At 61.9% G+C, this 15,092-nt stretch carries 13 protein-coding genes; 6 read left to right on the top strand and 7 right to left on the bottom strand.

Annotated elements, in window-relative coordinates:
- Window positions 1–16 precede the first annotated feature (16 nt).
- The 6 genes from ACUN0E_RS20940 to ACUN0E_RS20915 all read right to left on the bottom strand — a co-directional run bounded on the left by ACUN0E_RS20940 (window position 17) and on the right by ACUN0E_RS20915 (window position 7,031).
- A complete protein-coding gene (locus tag ACUN0E_RS20940) occupies window positions 17–1,450 on the bottom strand; it encodes an MFS transporter (protein ID WP_408233211.1) in 1,434 nt (477 codons plus the stop codon).
- Window positions 1,451–1,574: 124 nt separating this feature from the next.
- The gene (locus tag ACUN0E_RS20935) at window positions 1,575–1,925 is read right to left on the bottom strand and encodes a response regulator (protein WP_408233208.1); all 351 of its coding nucleotides are present in this window, start codon (window positions 1,923–1,925) and stop codon (window positions 1,575–1,577) included.
- Window positions 1,926–1,931: 6 nt separating this feature from the next.
- Complete coding sequence (locus ACUN0E_RS20930; protein WP_445567859.1) at window positions 1,932–3,407, bottom strand: RAD55 family ATPase; 1,476 nt, start codon at window positions 3,405–3,407, stop codon at window positions 1,932–1,934.
- Between the two features lie 318 nt (window positions 3,408–3,725).
- Window positions 3,726–4,865 (bottom strand): porin, encoded by a 1,140-nt coding sequence (locus ACUN0E_RS20925; RefSeq protein ID WP_445567858.1) that lies wholly within the window; start codon window positions 4,863–4,865, stop codon window positions 3,726–3,728.
- A 64-nt stretch (window positions 4,866–4,929) separates the two neighbouring features.
- Window positions 4,930–6,135 carry a 3-(3-hydroxy-phenyl)propionate transporter MhpT gene (mhpT, locus tag ACUN0E_RS20920; RefSeq protein ID WP_445570496.1) on the bottom strand — a complete coding sequence of 402 codons (1,206 nt, stop codon included), beginning with the start codon at window positions 6,133–6,135 and terminating at the stop codon, window positions 4,930–4,932.
- Window positions 6,136–6,560: 425 nt separating this feature from the next.
- Window positions 6,561–7,031 (bottom strand): MarR family winged helix-turn-helix transcriptional regulator, encoded by a 471-nt coding sequence (locus ACUN0E_RS20915; protein ID WP_445567857.1) that lies wholly within the window; start codon window positions 7,029–7,031, stop codon window positions 6,561–6,563.
- 167 nt (window positions 7,032–7,198) lie between these two features.
- On the opposite strand from ACUN0E_RS20915, the gene ACUN0E_RS20910 reads away from it, so the two are divergent.
- The 6 genes from ACUN0E_RS20910 to ACUN0E_RS20885 all read left to right on the top strand — a co-directional run bounded on the left by ACUN0E_RS20910 (window position 7,199) and on the right by ACUN0E_RS20885 (window position 14,480).
- Window positions 7,199–8,026: a p-hydroxycinnamoyl CoA hydratase/lyase gene (locus ACUN0E_RS20910; protein ID WP_445567856.1), complete on the top strand. Its 828-nt coding sequence runs from the start codon at window positions 7,199–7,201 to the stop codon at window positions 8,024–8,026.
- A gap of 106 nt (window positions 8,027–8,132) precedes the next feature.
- A complete protein-coding gene (locus tag ACUN0E_RS20905) occupies window positions 8,133–9,584 on the top strand; it encodes an aldehyde dehydrogenase (RefSeq protein WP_445567855.1) in 1,452 nt (483 codons plus the stop codon).
- Between the two features lie 137 nt (window positions 9,585–9,721).
- Window positions 9,722–11,635, top strand: coding sequence for a feruloyl-CoA synthase (locus ACUN0E_RS20900; RefSeq protein ID WP_445567854.1), 1,914 nt, complete (start codon window positions 9,722–9,724; stop codon window positions 11,633–11,635).
- A 109-nt stretch (window positions 11,636–11,744) separates the two neighbouring features.
- Window positions 11,745–12,791 carry a phytoene/squalene synthase family protein gene (locus ACUN0E_RS20895; protein ID WP_445567853.1) on the top strand — a complete coding sequence of 349 codons (1,047 nt, stop codon included), beginning with the start codon at window positions 11,745–11,747 and terminating at the stop codon, window positions 12,789–12,791.
- Between the two features lie 172 nt (window positions 12,792–12,963).
- Entirely contained in the window at window positions 12,964–14,115 is a 1,152-nt protein-coding gene (locus tag ACUN0E_RS20890) for an acyltransferase family protein (RefSeq protein WP_445567852.1), read from the top strand.
- Window positions 14,116–14,231: 116 nt separating this feature from the next.
- Window positions 14,232–14,480 (top strand): hypothetical protein, encoded by a 249-nt coding sequence (locus ACUN0E_RS20885; RefSeq protein WP_408233181.1) that lies wholly within the window; start codon window positions 14,232–14,234, stop codon window positions 14,478–14,480.
- A gap of 267 nt (window positions 14,481–14,747) precedes the next feature.
- Here the strand turns inward: ACUN0E_RS20885 and ACUN0E_RS20880 are convergent, their stop codons facing one another.
- Window positions 14,748–15,065, bottom strand: coding sequence for a DUF4148 domain-containing protein (locus ACUN0E_RS20880; protein ID WP_408339302.1), 318 nt, complete (start codon window positions 15,063–15,065; stop codon window positions 14,748–14,750).
- Window positions 15,066–15,092: the final 27 nt, after the last annotated feature.

Raw genomic sequence — 15,092 nt, 5'->3', positions numbered from 1 at the left:
CTTTGAAGTCTCTTGTTCAATGCGAAATTTCGTCGAGGTTGCGATTGTTGGTACGCGGCCCGAAGATACCGATCGCGCCCATCACCATCACCATCGACACAGTGATCAACGCGAACACGCCCGGCACCTGGAAGTGGCGCAGCGCGAAGGCGATCATGAAGCCGGAAAACATCGCGGATAAACGCGACATCGAGTAAACGAAACCGACGGCGCGTGCCCGCAAGCGCGTGGGGAACAGTTCGGTCTGGTACGCGTGATAGCCGACCGAGAGCAGCGTGCCGGAAAGCGTGATCAGCACACCGAGCGTCATCAGCATGGCGGGTGATGTTTGCATCGCGAACAGGCTGCCGAACACGGCAATGCCAAGTGCCGACAGCACGATCAACGTCTTGCGTTCGATGCGGTCCGCAATCGCCATACCGATCAGCGGTCCGAACGGATTCGAGATTGCAATGACGAACGAGTACAGCAGACTGTGTGTGATTGTCACGCCTTTGGAAACGAGCAGCGTGGGCACCCATGACGCGAAACCGTAGAAGCCGATTGCCTGGAACAGGTTGAACACGAGCATCGTGATCGCGCGTTTGCGATACGGCGGCTGCCAGATTTCGCGGAAGGCCGCCTTGGTGGTCGCCGGCTCGACCGTTGGGACAGGGGTGGGCAATGGCTTGCCGTATTGCTTCGCGATTTTTGCTTCGAGTGCTTGCAGGACCTGTTCCGCTTCGGCGGCGCGGCCTTGCTGTGCGAGCCAACGCGGGCTTTCCGGCACGCGCCGGCGGATGGCCCACACCACCACCGCACCGAGCGCGCCGATGATCACGACCCAGCGCCAACCGTCGATGCCGAACGGCGTTTGCGGCACCAGCCACCACGCAAGCAGGGCAACCGATGGCACGGCGGTGTACTGCACCAGATGAACGAAAGCGAATGCGCGGCCACGCAGATGTTTTGGCACGAGTTCGCTGACATAGGTGTCGATCGTCACCAGTTCGACACCCACGCCGATGCCCGCAATCAGGCGCCACAGGTTGATGGCCGGCGCACTGGTTTGCAGCGCCATGATCAGCGTGGCTGCGGAATACCACAGCAGCGAGACGGTAAACACGGTTCTGCGGCCATAGCGGTCCGCCATGCCCGCGAAAAAGAACGTGCCGATGAAGAGCCCGGCGAACGACGCCGCCACGAAGGCGCCCAGCCCGGACACGCCGAAGAACGATGCGGTGGTGGTCGCGTAGAGCCCGCTTTTGACGAGGCCGGGGCCGACATAGGCCGTAAAAAACAGATCGTAGAACTCGAACCAGCCGCCGATCGACAGCAGGAACACCAGCATCCATACCGTGCGCGTTGCGGGCAGACGGTCGATGCGCGCGTTGATGCCGGTCGTGAGCGCTGACGCGCCGGCGCCTGAATGGGGTGACGCGCCGGGTGCGTCGATCGGCAGGCTTGCCATGGAATTCTCCTTCGAGTGTCTCTTGCCTGTATCGTTCTGTCTAATAGAACGATGTTCTATTTAATGAGTGTGACGAGGTTAATCTGTGTGACGCTTGTCAGGAATTCGGGGTTTTACCTAGCCGTCAAGCCGCCATCCGCTTCAGCATGGCGAGCAGGGTGTCGAATGAAAGCGGTTTGCGCGCGTATTCGATGGTGGGATTCGGCTGCACGGGGATATCCGCGGCCGCGCTGCACAGGATGATCGGAATCGCGCGCAGATCGGGGTCGGCGAACAGGGCGGCGCACAGTTGCAGCCCTGACATGACCGGCATCATGCAGTCCGACACGATGATGTCGGGCCGGGTCTTGCGGATCTGTTCAAGCGCGGCGGCCCCGTTGGACGCCGTCAGCACGGTATAGCCATGCCGTTCCAGCAGCAGTCGCCAGACTGTGAGGATGTCGAACTCGTCGTCCACGACCAGGATGGTTTTCATGGGCGGCTAGGTATTTTGTCGCGGCGTCAGCGTGGCGGACAGGCCCTGCGCCGGATAGACGCTGGTGGGGCCGACCGGGCTTCCGATTACGTCGAGGCCCTGCGACGAAATCACGAGTTCGCGCAGAGACGTATCGTGGGCACTCTCGCGTTGCTTGACCACGGAAATCATGCGTCGCAAACCCGTGTCCGTTTCGGCGTAACGCAGCAGCACCAGATTTTCGGTCAACGCGGAGACCCGCACGCTCTTCGCGTGGCCGGGGTCGGCGTAAAGCGGCAGTTCTTCCGTCAGTATCGCGGTGACGCAGGCTTCCCGCAGTTGATGCAGGAGCGCGTTCAGGAACAGGCCGAAGCGTTCAGTCCGCAAGGCCGAGTCGCGAAAGCCTTCCACCCCGTCGATCACGATCCGCTTCGCGCCGGTCTTCTTGACGGTTGCGAGCGCGACCGCAGCGAGTTCGTCGACTGCGAGTTCGATGGCGGGTTGCCATTGGATCATGAGGCGGCCGTCGTTGTATGCGTCGGCGAGGTCGATCGAGACGGCCTCGGCTTTGCCGATCAGCCGCTGCGGCCCTTCGTAAAAGCCCAGATACACGCAGTGTTCGCCACGCGCCACACCGGCTGCGAGAAACTGCAGGCAAAGCAAGGTCTTGCCGACACCCGACGGTCCGATCAGCGTGGTCGTGGAACCTTGGGCAAAACCGCCGCCGAGCAGACTGTCGAGATGCGGGAGACCAAAGCCGAGTCGCGTTTTCAGATCGACTGGCCCGGGTTGCGCGGCGCATTGCGATTCCAGACGCGGGAACGTCCGGAGCCCACTTTCGGCGATGCGAAAGAAATGTTTGCCCAGCAGATGGTTGCGTGCACGCATCTTGTGCACTTCAATTTCGCGCGCGCGGCGCATGCCATCGTTATAACGGTTCAGTTCGATCAGACCGTCGACCAGTGTGTGCTCGGGATGTGGTTCGTTGCCGGATAGCGGCGCGAGCAACAGCGTGGTGCAACCCATTGCCGCGACCAGTGCGTTCAATTCGTGAATGAATTTCGACAGCGACAACTCGGTCTCGCTGAATTCGCGTGCGCTGCGAAAGCCGTCGATGATCATGAGGGTCGGACGGTAGTCGGAAATGCTCGAGGCAATTAGCTTGAGGAAGCCATCGAGACCGTCCTGCATCAGCTCGTGATAACCGGACACGAAGAACATTTGCTGCGCAACGGCGCTCTCGTCGAAGAAGCTTAGACCCTTGAGGTGCGCCAGCAGCTTGTCGTGCGACTCGGCGATCAAGGTCATGTACAACACCTTTTCGCCCTTGCTTACACGATGGAAACCGATCTGGCTCGACAGAATCGTTTTGCCCGCGCCGGCCATGCCTTCCAGCAGATAGACCCCGCCGCGGACCAGACCTCCGCCCAGGATCTCGTCGAGGCCGGGGACGCCCGTTTCCACGTTGGACTGGGAGGGCGTGTGAGATTCGCGGATAGTCATTGTCGATATGCCGTTCAAGGTGCGAAGGAGCGGCAGCTCGCCAGTGGACCCGGGCGAATCGTCTATCGCTCAAACTAACCGTGGCAGCAATCCGCGTTCCCGCTCGTGGGCGGCGATATGCGTGTCGGCATTCGATGAAGGGGACGCTACCTCGAGCCGCGCCCCACTTGGCGAACAGCGTGGGGGCGGCCGGCGCGCAGGGTGCGCAAAGGGAGCGGAAGGGGCTGCTTACAGGGCGGTGCAGAGGGAATACGACAGCGTTTTTTTCAAAACGATGCAACGAAGGGAAGGCGCAAGAGACGGGATGGGCATCCCGAGCTAGAACGAATGACGAATGCCGAGCATCACGCCGGTCTGGCCGGTGCCTGCCGTGGGTGTCGTGCCGCCGCCACCGGCGCTGACCGAGTAGCGTGCCTTCGCACTGTTGGCGAGATACGAGCCTTGCGCATAGACTGCGGTGCGCTTCGAAAGCAGATACGTGGTGCGCAGCGTGGCCATCGTGGCGCGCGTGTCGTGGTCGCTGTTGGTGATGTGGTAGACCTCGCCGTCGACAATGAAGGCGGGCGTCACGAAGTACGAGGCGCCGACGAAGAACAGATTCGAGCGCACGTCTGCGATCGTGACGGCCGACGGTTCCACGCGGCGATTGAGCCAGCCCGCACCAATCTTTGCCTTGCCGAGGTTCGCGTATGCGCTGAGCTGGGTGCGGATGTCCTTGTCGGCGGCGTTGGGGAGCGGCGTCGGCGCGATGCCGTCGAAGAAGTTCGCCGCCGCTGTACTCCCGCCGCGCTGCTCTTCGTACGACGCCGCGATGCCGAACAGCGGCGCGTCGTACTTCAGCATCACCGACCACTCGCGGCATTCCGTTGCATGCCCGGCCACCGAGCCGGTGCACGTGCCCTGGCCTGGCGAGTTGCCGGTGCCGGCGGCGTCGCGGCCGAACGAATAGTTCGCGCCGAACGTCAGGCCCGCATAGGTGCCGAGGTAATTGATCGAGTTGTCAGCGCGAGCGTTTGGCACGTAGGCGTCGAGTGAGCCCAGGCCGTAGATATCCGGGCCGATCAGGTCCGCGCCCATTAACGCGAGGTACGTCATCGTGTACTGGCGTCCGAACGACACCGTGCCGTACGGACTCTTGATGCCGACGAACGCCTGACGTCCAAACAGCCGGCCGCCCTGGCCTAGATCGCCGCCGCGCACGTTGAAGCCGCTTTCCAGTGTGAACACCGCGCTATAGCCGCCGCCGAGGTCTTCATTGCCGCGCAGGCCCCAACGCGAAGGCAGTTCGCCGGTAACCGACGGCATGCGAAAAACGCTATTGCCCGCGGCGTTCGCGTGCGAGACGTATTCGACGCCGGTGTCGATGATGCCGTAGAGCGTCACGCTCGATTGGGCTGCTGCTGCGCCGCTGACAGCGCACAATGCGCCGCAAAGAAGAAGGCGTGCGGGTGCTTGCATGAAGTGTCTCTCCAAACCGTTGATTGAATGTGTTTGTTGTTGTTGGGTTTTCTTGTATGGCTGCTCAGTCGTCGGCGCGCGGACGGCGCAGCAACAGCAACGCAGCCGCGGCGGCGATCAGCGTGACGGGAATGCTCGCGCCGATGACCGTCGAAGCGCTGCGGCCCATCGCCAGCAATTGACCTGCGGCCAGCGGCCCGACCACCGAGCCGATACGCCCCACAGCCACGGCGGCGCCGACGCCGGTGCCGCGCATGGCAGTCGGATAAAACGCCGCAGAAAGCGCGTACAGCACCGATTGCCCGCCGATCACGAACATCCCCGCGAAAAACGCCGAGGTGGCGAGCGCGCCGAAGCCCGGCGCCATTGAGAGCGCCGCGAGCGATGCGATGATCCCGACATACATGCCGGCCACCACGACACCCGGGCGCATGCGGTCCATCAACATGCCGATGCACAACGCGCCGATACCGCCGCCGATGTTGAAGAAGATCTGCACGTAGCCCACCTGGGCGCGCGACAGGCCGCTTGCCGCCATCAGCGAGGGCAACCAGTTGAGCAGGAAGTAGAGGACGATCAGCGTGCAGAAGTAGCTGACCCAGATCTGCACGGTGGACAAACCGCGTGTGCCGCCGAACAGGATTTCGTCGACCGGCGCGGGCTCCGCATGACCGTCTTTGGCGGCCCTGGTGAATGCCTTCGAATCCGCGAGAAACACGAGCAACAGCGGCACCAGCACCAGCGGTCCTGCGCCACCGACGTAGAAGATGTGACGCCACTCGGTGTCACCCGCGCTTAGCACGCCGATCACCGAAGCGATCACACCACCGAACGGAATGCCGCAATACATCACGCTCACCGCGGTGCTGCGCGAACGCGGCTCGACCGCTTCCGACGACAACGCGATCAGGTTCGGCAACGCACCGCCCAGGCCGATGCCGGTCAGCATGCGCACGATTACCAGCGTGTGAAAGTCGCTTACCAGGGCGGTCGCGATCGACAGCAAACCGAACAGACACGCGGAAATCACCAGCACGCGCTTGCGGCCGATCCGGTCGGCGAGTCGTCCGCCGAACATCGCCCCCGGCAGCAAGCCGAAGGTTCCCGCGCTGAACGCGAGCCCCATTTGCTCCACCGACAAACCGAACTCGCGTGCCATCCGCGGCGCAGCGACGCCGACCGACTGCAGGTCGAGCCCTTCGAGCAAAGCGATGGCAAAACACAATCCGAGTGTGACAAAGGCGCCTGTTCGACTGGACGTTGCCGGCATGGCGTGGCCCTCGGTCGAGGGGAGTGTTCCGGTTCTTTTCACGTTAGTGATCCTTATTAAAATGCGTGGTTTTCCGGTGTCGCTGAAGGGCGGCAGGCGTCGAGTCTCCGTCTGGTGTGCCGCTCTGCGCAGATGCGGTTGCGGTTGCGGTTGCGTCGCGCCGGCCCGGATAGGGTTCCAGGCAGTCTTGACGAAGCGGATTCAGACCGCCGTGGTGGTCACGATGAGATGCTCAGGAACAGTTCAGCAAAAGCCGCAGCACGCCGCGCATCGGTTCGATGCCCGCATTGCTGTCCGTTTGCCTCGAAGCGATACAGCGTGTCTCCATGCGCTGCATCGTGGACTGGATTTAATATCAGGTAGGCTGATAACACAAGCGGAAATGCTTCGGTGAAAACACCTAGTCGTTTGCAGAGACGGAAACGTTAGCCGCGCAGGTTGCGCACGAAAGTTTCGAGGTGGGTTTGTACTGCGCCGGCTGCTTCGAGATCGGTGCCTTCCATCATCTGCTTCTCGATCGCCTTGACGGCCTGCTCGCATTCGCGCAGCACGGCTCGCCCTTCATCGGTCAGTTGCAGCAGCACGATGCGGCCATGCGTTGGGTCCGGCTCACGGCTGACCCATTTCCGGCTTGCCATAGCGTTCATCACTTCATTGGCGGATTGCGGCGTGATGAAGGAGCGCTCGGCAACTTGCGCATTGGACGCCTGCCCCTTTGCATCGAGCACCGACAGCGCGGTGAACTGCGCGAGCGTCAGACCGAGTGGCGCGAGCGCCTCGGTCATGCGGCGCCGCAGGATACGGTCGAGACTGCCGATCACATAGGCGAGCCGCAGGTTAGAGCGGCGGGTGCGCGTGGTGATGGGTTCGGCGGGCGAATTCTGATTTTTGCTCATGGTGGGCAGGAGGTCCGGTCTAGCCCGCATCTTAGCGCGCCTCACGGTGGATTCCGCCGATAGGGGTTTGCACCGAGTCTGCAAAATTTCACTTTACATGTCAGGTAGCCTGATATTAAATGTGTTCATCAGGCCGCTGTCGCGGTCAACGTTCACGGAGAAAACAGATGAATTACGAAGGTCGTTGGGACACCGTCAAGGTCGATGTTGCAGAGGGAATTGCATGGGTTACGTTCAATCGCCCCGAAAAGCGCAACGCGATGAGCCCAACGCTGAATAAGGAAATGATCGAGGTGCTCGAAGCAGTCGAACTGGACACCGAAGCGCAGGTTCTTGTATTGACGGGCGAGGGCGACGCGTGGACCGCAGGCATGGATCTGAAGGAGTATTTCCGCGAAGTCGACGCCGGCCCGGAAATCCTGCAGGAAAAGATTCGCCGCGATGCGTGCCGCTGGCAATGGCAGTTGCTGCGCATGTACGCGAAGCCGACCATTGCGATGGTCAACGGCTGGTGTTTCGGCGGTGGATTTTCGCCGCTGGTGGCGTGCGATCTGGCGATTACCGCTGACGAAGCGGTGTTCGGGCTTTCCGAAATCAACTGGGGCATTCCGCCGGGCAACCTGGTGAGCAAGGCGATGGCGGACACTGTGGGGCATCGTCAGGCGCTTTACTACATCATGACGGGCGAGACATTCACCGGTCAGGAAGCGGTGCAAATGGGCCTCGTCAACAGGAGCGTACCGCGTGCCGAACTGCGCGAGGCCACGCGTGTTCTCGCAGGGAAACTGCTGCAAAAGAATCCGGTGGTGCTCCGCGCAGCGAAGAACGGCTTCAAGCGTTGCCGGGAACTGACCTGGGATCAGAACGAAGACTACCTGTACGCCAAGCTCGATCAGGCGCAACTGCGCGATCCCGAAGGTGGCCGCGAGCAGGGCCTGAAGCAGTTCCTCGACGAGAAAGCGATCAAGCCGGGTCTGCAAACCTACAAGCGCTGAGGCATCGCAGACGCTAACGTGGATGCAGGCGGATGATTCACGCACAGGAAGGAAGCGGGCGCGTGAAGACGGGCGAGACGGGCGAGAGAGCGAGGAGACGAGACACATGCATGAAGTAACGTTGTTGATCGGCGGCGAGAGCCGCGGCGCGTCGGACGGTAAAACCTTCGAGCGGATCAATCCCGCCAGCGGCCTGGCGGCCTCACGCGCGCCGGCCGCGACATTAGCCGATGCGGACGCCGCCGTGGAAGCCGCCGCGCGCGCGTTCCCGGCATGGTCGGCAATGGCGCCGACCGAACGCCGCAAACGCCTCCTGGCCGCAGCCGATCTGATGGACGCCCGCACGGCGCAATTCATTGAAACCGGTGTCGCCGAAACGGGCGCGATGCCGAACTGGTATGGCTTCAACGTCATGCTAGCTGCCAACATGCTGCGTGAAGCCGCCGCCATGACCACCCAGATCGACGGCGACGTGATTCCGTCGGACGTGCCGGGCAGTCTCGCAATGGCCGTGCGTCAGCCGTGCGGCGTGGTGCTCGGTTTGGCGCCGTGGAATGCGCCGGTGATCCTCGGTACGCGGGCGATCGCCATGCCGCTCGCCTGCGGCAACACGGTCGTGCTCAAGGCTTCTGAAGGCTGTCCAGGCGTACATCGTTTGATTGGCAGCGTGTTGCAGGAAGCGGGTCTTGGGAACGGCGTGGTGAACGTCGTCACGCATTCTGCCGAAGATGCACCTGCGATCGTCGAGCGCTTGATCGCGCATCCGGCGGTGCGCCGGGTCAATTTCACCGGCTCGACGCGGGTGGGTCGCATCGTTGCGCAACATGCCGCGCAGCATCTGAAGCCGGCCTTGCTCGAACTGGGCGGCAAGGCACCCGTTGTGGTGCTCGACGACGCGGATCTGGACGCGGCCGTGGCCGGCATTGCGTTCGGTGCGTTCTTCAACCAGGGGCAGATTTGCATGTCGACGGAACGCGTGATTGTCGACCAGAAGATCGCCGATGCGCTGGTGGAGAGGCTCGCGGCTAAAGCGCGAACCTTGAAGGCCGGCGATCCGGCCGCAGCCGATTCTGTGCTCGGCGTGCTCGAAAGTACGGCAGCCGCGCAACGCATCAAGGCGCTCGTTGAGGATGCCCATGAGAAGGGCGCGAAGCTGCCGCTCGGCTGTTCGGTTGAAGGCGCCGTGATGCAACCGGCGATTGTCGACGGCGTGACGCGCGAGATGAAACTTTACGCCGAGGAATCCTTCGGACCGGTGGTAACGGTACAGCGCGTGGACGGCGACGAAGAAGCGATCCGGGTGGCAAACGACAGCGAATATGGTCTGTCTGCGGCGGTATTCAGTCGCGACGTATCTCGCGCATTGAATGTGGCGAGGCGTATCGAATCGGGCATTTGCCACATCAACGGGCCGACCGTGCACGACGAAGCGCAGATGCCGTTCGGCGGCGTGAAAAAGAGCGGCTACGGGCGTTTCGGCAGCAAGGCATCGATCGCCGAATTTACGGACCTGCGCTGGATCACGATTCAAACCGGACCGCGGCACTATCCGATCTGAGCGCCAGCGGTTCACGGGCTACATCAACGCATCAAAGAAGGTTGCGCCGCTGCGAAGAGCGCCAACTCTGGTCCACAACTTTGTATGGGACCAGAGTAAGTGCTGAAGCACCAACTCTGGTCCACAGGAGACAGGCTTTGCATTCCGAGCCGAAACAATCGAACATCCCCGGTGCGCGAGACAGCACGCCGATGCATTACCGCGCGACGGCGATCGGCGCGTCATCGTTGCACGCACAACGGCACGGCGATACATGGTACCTGCGTGCAGACGAGCCGCTGGGTGAGCATCCGCAACGCCTGACTGACCGGCTCGCGAGCGGAGCGCGCGATCATCCGGCGCGTTGGCTGGCGGCGCGACGCGGCAGTGACGGTCAATGGCTCGGCCTGAGTTACGCGAAGGCTTTGCAAAGCGCCCGGGCGATCGGGCAAGCGTTGCTGGCGCGCGATCTTTCCGTCGAACGGCCCGTCGTGATTCTCTCGGGCAACGATCTCGAACATCTGCAACTGGCGCTCGGCGCGATGTGGGCCGGCATTCCGTATGCAGCGATTTCTCCAGCGTATGCACTCGCTTCGGGCGACTACGGCAAGCTGCGCCATACGATCGATCTGCTGACGCCGGGCCTGGTTTTCGTAAACGGCTATGACACCTATGCCAGGGCGATCGAGGCGGCGCTGCCGGCTGATGTCGAGGTCGTGTCGGCAAGTGCGCCCAAGGAGTCACCAACGGCACGCAGCGTGACCCCGTTCAGCGATCTGCTGAATACCGTGCCCACCACCGTCGATTCCGCTCACGCAGCGGTGAGGCCGGACGCCATCGCCAAGTTTCTGTTCACGTCGGGTTCGACCAAACTGCCTAAGGCCGTGCCGACCACCCACCGCATGCTGTGCAGCAATCAGCAGATGTTGCGCGAAACGTTTCCCGAGTTCGCGAACGAGCCGCCGGTGCTGGTGGACTGGCTGCCGTGGAACCACACCTTTGGCGGCAGCCATAACGCGGGCATCGCGCTCTACAACGGCGGCACGCTCTATATCGACGACGGCAAACCGGTCAACGGCAAGTTCGAGGAAACGCTGCGCAATCTGCGCGAAATCGCCCCGACGATCTATTTCAATGTGCCCAAGGGCTGGGAAGAACTGGCGATTGCGCTTGAGCAGGACGCACAATTGTGCGAGACGTTTTTCTCGCGCGTGAAGGTCTATTTCTTCGCAGGTGCGGGGCTCTCGCAAGCCGCATGGGACCGGCTCGAACGCGTCACCGAAAAATATTGCGGCGAGCGCATTCGCATCATGGCCGGACTCGGCATGACCGAAACGTCTCCGTCGTGCCTGTTCACCACGGGCCCGATCATGCGCGCCGGCTACGTCGGCCTGCCCGCGCATGGCTGCGAGGTCAAACTCGCGCCGATCGGCGACAAGCTCGAAGCGCGCTACCGCGGGCCGCATGTGATGGCCGGCTATTGGCGCGCCAACGCTGCCGGGCTGGACAACGCATTCGACGAAGAAGGCTATTTTTGCAGCGGCGACGCGTTGCGCTTTGTCGATGTCGAGCGACCGGAACTCGGCCTGCTGTTCGACGGGCGCATCGCTGAGGACTTCAAGCTGAGTTCGGGCACCTTCGTCAGCGTCGGCCCAATGCGGGCACGGGTCATCTCCGAAGGGGCACCTTATGTGCAGGATGTGGTTGTCGCAGGCATGAATCGGGACGATGTCGGCTTGCTGGTGTTTCCGCGGCTCGACGATTGCCGGCGACTGGCTGGATTGCCTTTGTCGGCAAGCGCGTGGGAGGTGATTGGCGCCCCCGTCGTGCGGGCGCATTTTGCGGCTTTATTGGAGACGCTCAATCGCAGTGCGACCGGCAGCGCGACCACAATCGCCCGTATCCGGCTCATGGACGTCGCGCCTTCGCTCGATCTCGGTGAGATCACCGACAAAGGATCGATCAACCAGCGCGCGGTGCTAACGCATCGGGCGGCGCTCGTCGAAGCGATGTACGACGTGGCGCAGCGCGATCCCGCCGTGATTTACGCGGCCGCTTGTGGCGCGGCTTAAGGCACGCGTCGCTCGCTCACTCCGGGGTCCTCGTCGCGCGGCAAAGGCGTTTCGCCGTATACAATTCGGCAGCGCCTGATTTTTGCCTAATACTGACCTGATCCCACTCATGCCGAATTCGACCCGGGCCTTTCTTCTCGGCCCGCTCCTGAAAGGCGTTTCACGCTCCTTCTATCTCACCCTGCGCGTGCTGCCCGTCGGTATGCGCGATCCGATCGGTCTGGCCTACCTGCTTGCGCGCGCGGCCGATACGATTGCGGACACCTCGCTGATCTCGCCCGAGCAACGCCTTGCGTTGCTGCTGTCGCTGCGAGACCAGGTCAACGGCGCCCCCAACGACGGCGCGCTGTTCCAGCGCATGGCCGCCGAGGTGGCGGGCCAACAGGTCCAGTCCGACGAAAAGGTCCTGCTGGAATCGCTTGGACCCGCGCTCGAGGTGCTGTCGCAACTGAGCGAGTCCGACCGCACAGCGGTGCGCGGGATCGTGTCGACCCTGACCGAAGGGATGGAATTCGACCTTCGCACGTTCCCCGACGAGCGTTCCGGGGAGATCGCCGCGCTGCGCGAGTACGATGAACTCGACCGCTATACCTATCTGGTGGCGGGCTGCGTCGGCGAATTCTGGACCACCATGACCTACGCGCACATGCCCGGCACGCTGAAAGAGCGGCCCGAGACAATGGCGCGCCGCGGCGTGCGTTTCGGCAAAGCGCTGCAGATGACCAACGTGCTGCGCGATTGCGGCAAGGATTTGCGGATCGGCCGCTGTTATCTTCCGCAGACGATGCTCGATCAATATGGCCTGAGCGCGCAAGATCTCCTGCTGCCGGCGAATTCTGTTCGCGCGCGGCCTCTGATGGTTGAGCTCGTACGCAAGGCACTGGATCATTTCCGCGAGTCCCTGGACTACACCCGGGCCATTCCCGCGTTTTCGGTGCGTTTGCGCCTCGCGTGTTTGTGGCCGATTCTGATCGGTCTGGAAACGCTGCTGTTGCTGGTGGATAACGGCGCCTGGCTCGACCCTGCGAAAGTCTCCAAAGTCCGGCGCAATCAGGTGTATCAGATCATCGCCTCGTCGCTGCTGCTGGTGCCTTCGAATGGCCTCGTGCGAGCGGCGGTTGAAAAGCGCATCAAGCAGATTGAAGCGCGGCTCTGAGCGGCTGCTGCGCTATACGGATCAGCTCGCTACGCTGCGGGCGAATCTGATCGCCCCGCCGTATCGCGGCGGATAACGTGTGGTGCCCATGCAATGTGGGCAAGCGTACTGAATAAAAACGCCGTGGGCCGTAGTTTGGCGGACAACCCTCCTTGTCCGATTCCAGACACTCATGGCACCCACCGGCAAACAACATTGCGACACCTTGGACCTGATCCGCGCGCTGGCGGCAGGCGCGGTGTGCATCAGTCATTTGCGCAATCTGCTGTTCGTCGACTACCGCACGAGCACCGGTATTGGACTTGCGGGCAAGGCATTCTATTTCATCAGTAACTACGGTCACACCGCGGTGATCGTTTTCTTCCTGCTGAGCGGCTATTTCGTCGGCGGCTCGGTGCTGAGGCAGGTCGAAACGGGGACATGGAACTGGCAGCGCTATCTGACCGAGCGCATGTCGCGGCTATGGATCGTGCTGATCCCGGCCTTGCTGCTGACGCTGTTCTGGGACCGCATGGGCATCGCGCTGGCAGGCGGGCCTTTTTATCTGGGGACTGAGGGCACATTCGATCAGCAGATCAATGTGGCCTCGCATCTCGGCCAGGCGACGCTGCTGTGCAATCTCGCGTTCCTGCAGACACTCACGTGCGGCACATATGGCTCCAATGGCCCGCTATGGAGCCTCGCCAATGAGTTCTGGTACTACATGTGGTTTCCCGCCTGTTATGTCCTGCTGCGCCAGCGTCGCGGATTAGGCGCAATCGCTGCGGGCGTGTTCGCGTTGTGCACGATGATCGCGTTTCCCTCGCTTCTGAGCGGGTTCGGATTATGGATGCTTGGCGTCGTACTCGTATTGCTTGAAAAACGCTTCCCGGCGCGCGGCACGCGAACAGGTTTGCCATGGTTCACGCTTGCCAGCGGGACAGTTTTTATAGCGGCGCTTGTGGTGTCGCGGATGTTCTTGTTGAGTAACGACTGGATCGTCGGCGTGCCGTGTTTCGTGTTCCTGCGCTGCATACTCTGGGAAAACGTTCGCCTGCATCCTGCGCCGCTGTCGCGTATCGCGGTTCTCTTTTCCGGATTTTCCTATTCGCTGTATCTGACGCACTTCTCATTCATTCTTTTTGTGGCAGCGGTCGGGTTCGGGCAGCGCATCCAGTTTGACGGCCGGGGCGCGCTGGTGTTCGTGGCCATGCTGGTTATCTGCTATGTATACGCGTTCGCAGTCTATCTGCTGTTCGAACAGAATACGAAACGCGTGCAACGTGGCATCCGGCAGTTCCGCTTTCTACGACCCAAGCCAGGTCCAGCCACGCCGCATAGCTGATTAACGCGGCAGCGCCACTTAACTTAATCTGCATCATTGCATTGCCACCAATCGGGAAACCCCTAACATCCTGCATCGATGGTTCGCGTTAGTCTCTTCAAAAGAGGAGACGATCCATGAGGCAAGCGTTCAATATTGCTGTGGTGTTGCTGCTTGGCTATCTGCTGGCGGATAGGGCGCTGATGCGCGCGCAAGCGGGAGAAATGGGGACAATAACGTGCCACCAGGGCGCGGAGCTGGTCAAGTCGGGCGCATTGAAAAAGGGCTTCGGTGACGCCGGTGCCAGCAGCCAGGGTGAAAATTTCCTGTCGAGCTGTCTCGTCACGGGGCGTGGCCAGGTGGGCGACCTGATCGCCCGCGAATGACGCAAGCAGCCCGGTATCGCTGAGGCTTCGACGAGGAATACATAAAAAGCGCCTGGACCGCGAAGATCCAGGCGAAGTCATCGGAAGCCCGATGACGGAGGTATCGAATACAGAACTGGCCCGCGATCGGGGATGCTCGGTCGCGGGCCAGTTCGTTTGAATCAGGGCGCGCGGCTGTTTTGCGCGCGTAGCGGACGATCAGGGCAAACGGCCTGGCCTCTGTGGTTCGTTCCGCTGAACAGCGTGGTCACCAGCCGGGTTACCCGCTTAGTTGCCGAAGTAAATCGACTTCGGACCATTCGCCGGAACCGGGTGGCCCGACTGCGACGAGCCATTCACCACGCCGCCGTAGCTGCTTTCTGCGGCTTGTGCGGTGCCGTTCTGCGTGGCGACACGGGCTTGCGCAGCCTGGATGTCAGCCGGGTAGTACGGGTCAGAACGGCCCGGCTGGTAGCCGGCCTTCTCGAGTTGAATCAGTTCTGCGCGCACTTGAGCGCGGGTCACGGGCTGGTTCGACTGAGCAAACGAAGCAACAGGAGCGGCCAGCACAGCGGCGATAACAACAGCTTGAATGAGCGATTTCATGATGAACTACCTCCAGTTCGGTCTTTA

The organism is Paraburkholderia sp. D1E (genome assembly GCF_052682275.1).
Note: the sequence above shows the minus strand (reverse complement) of the source record. Positions and strands in the feature narration are given on the sequence as shown.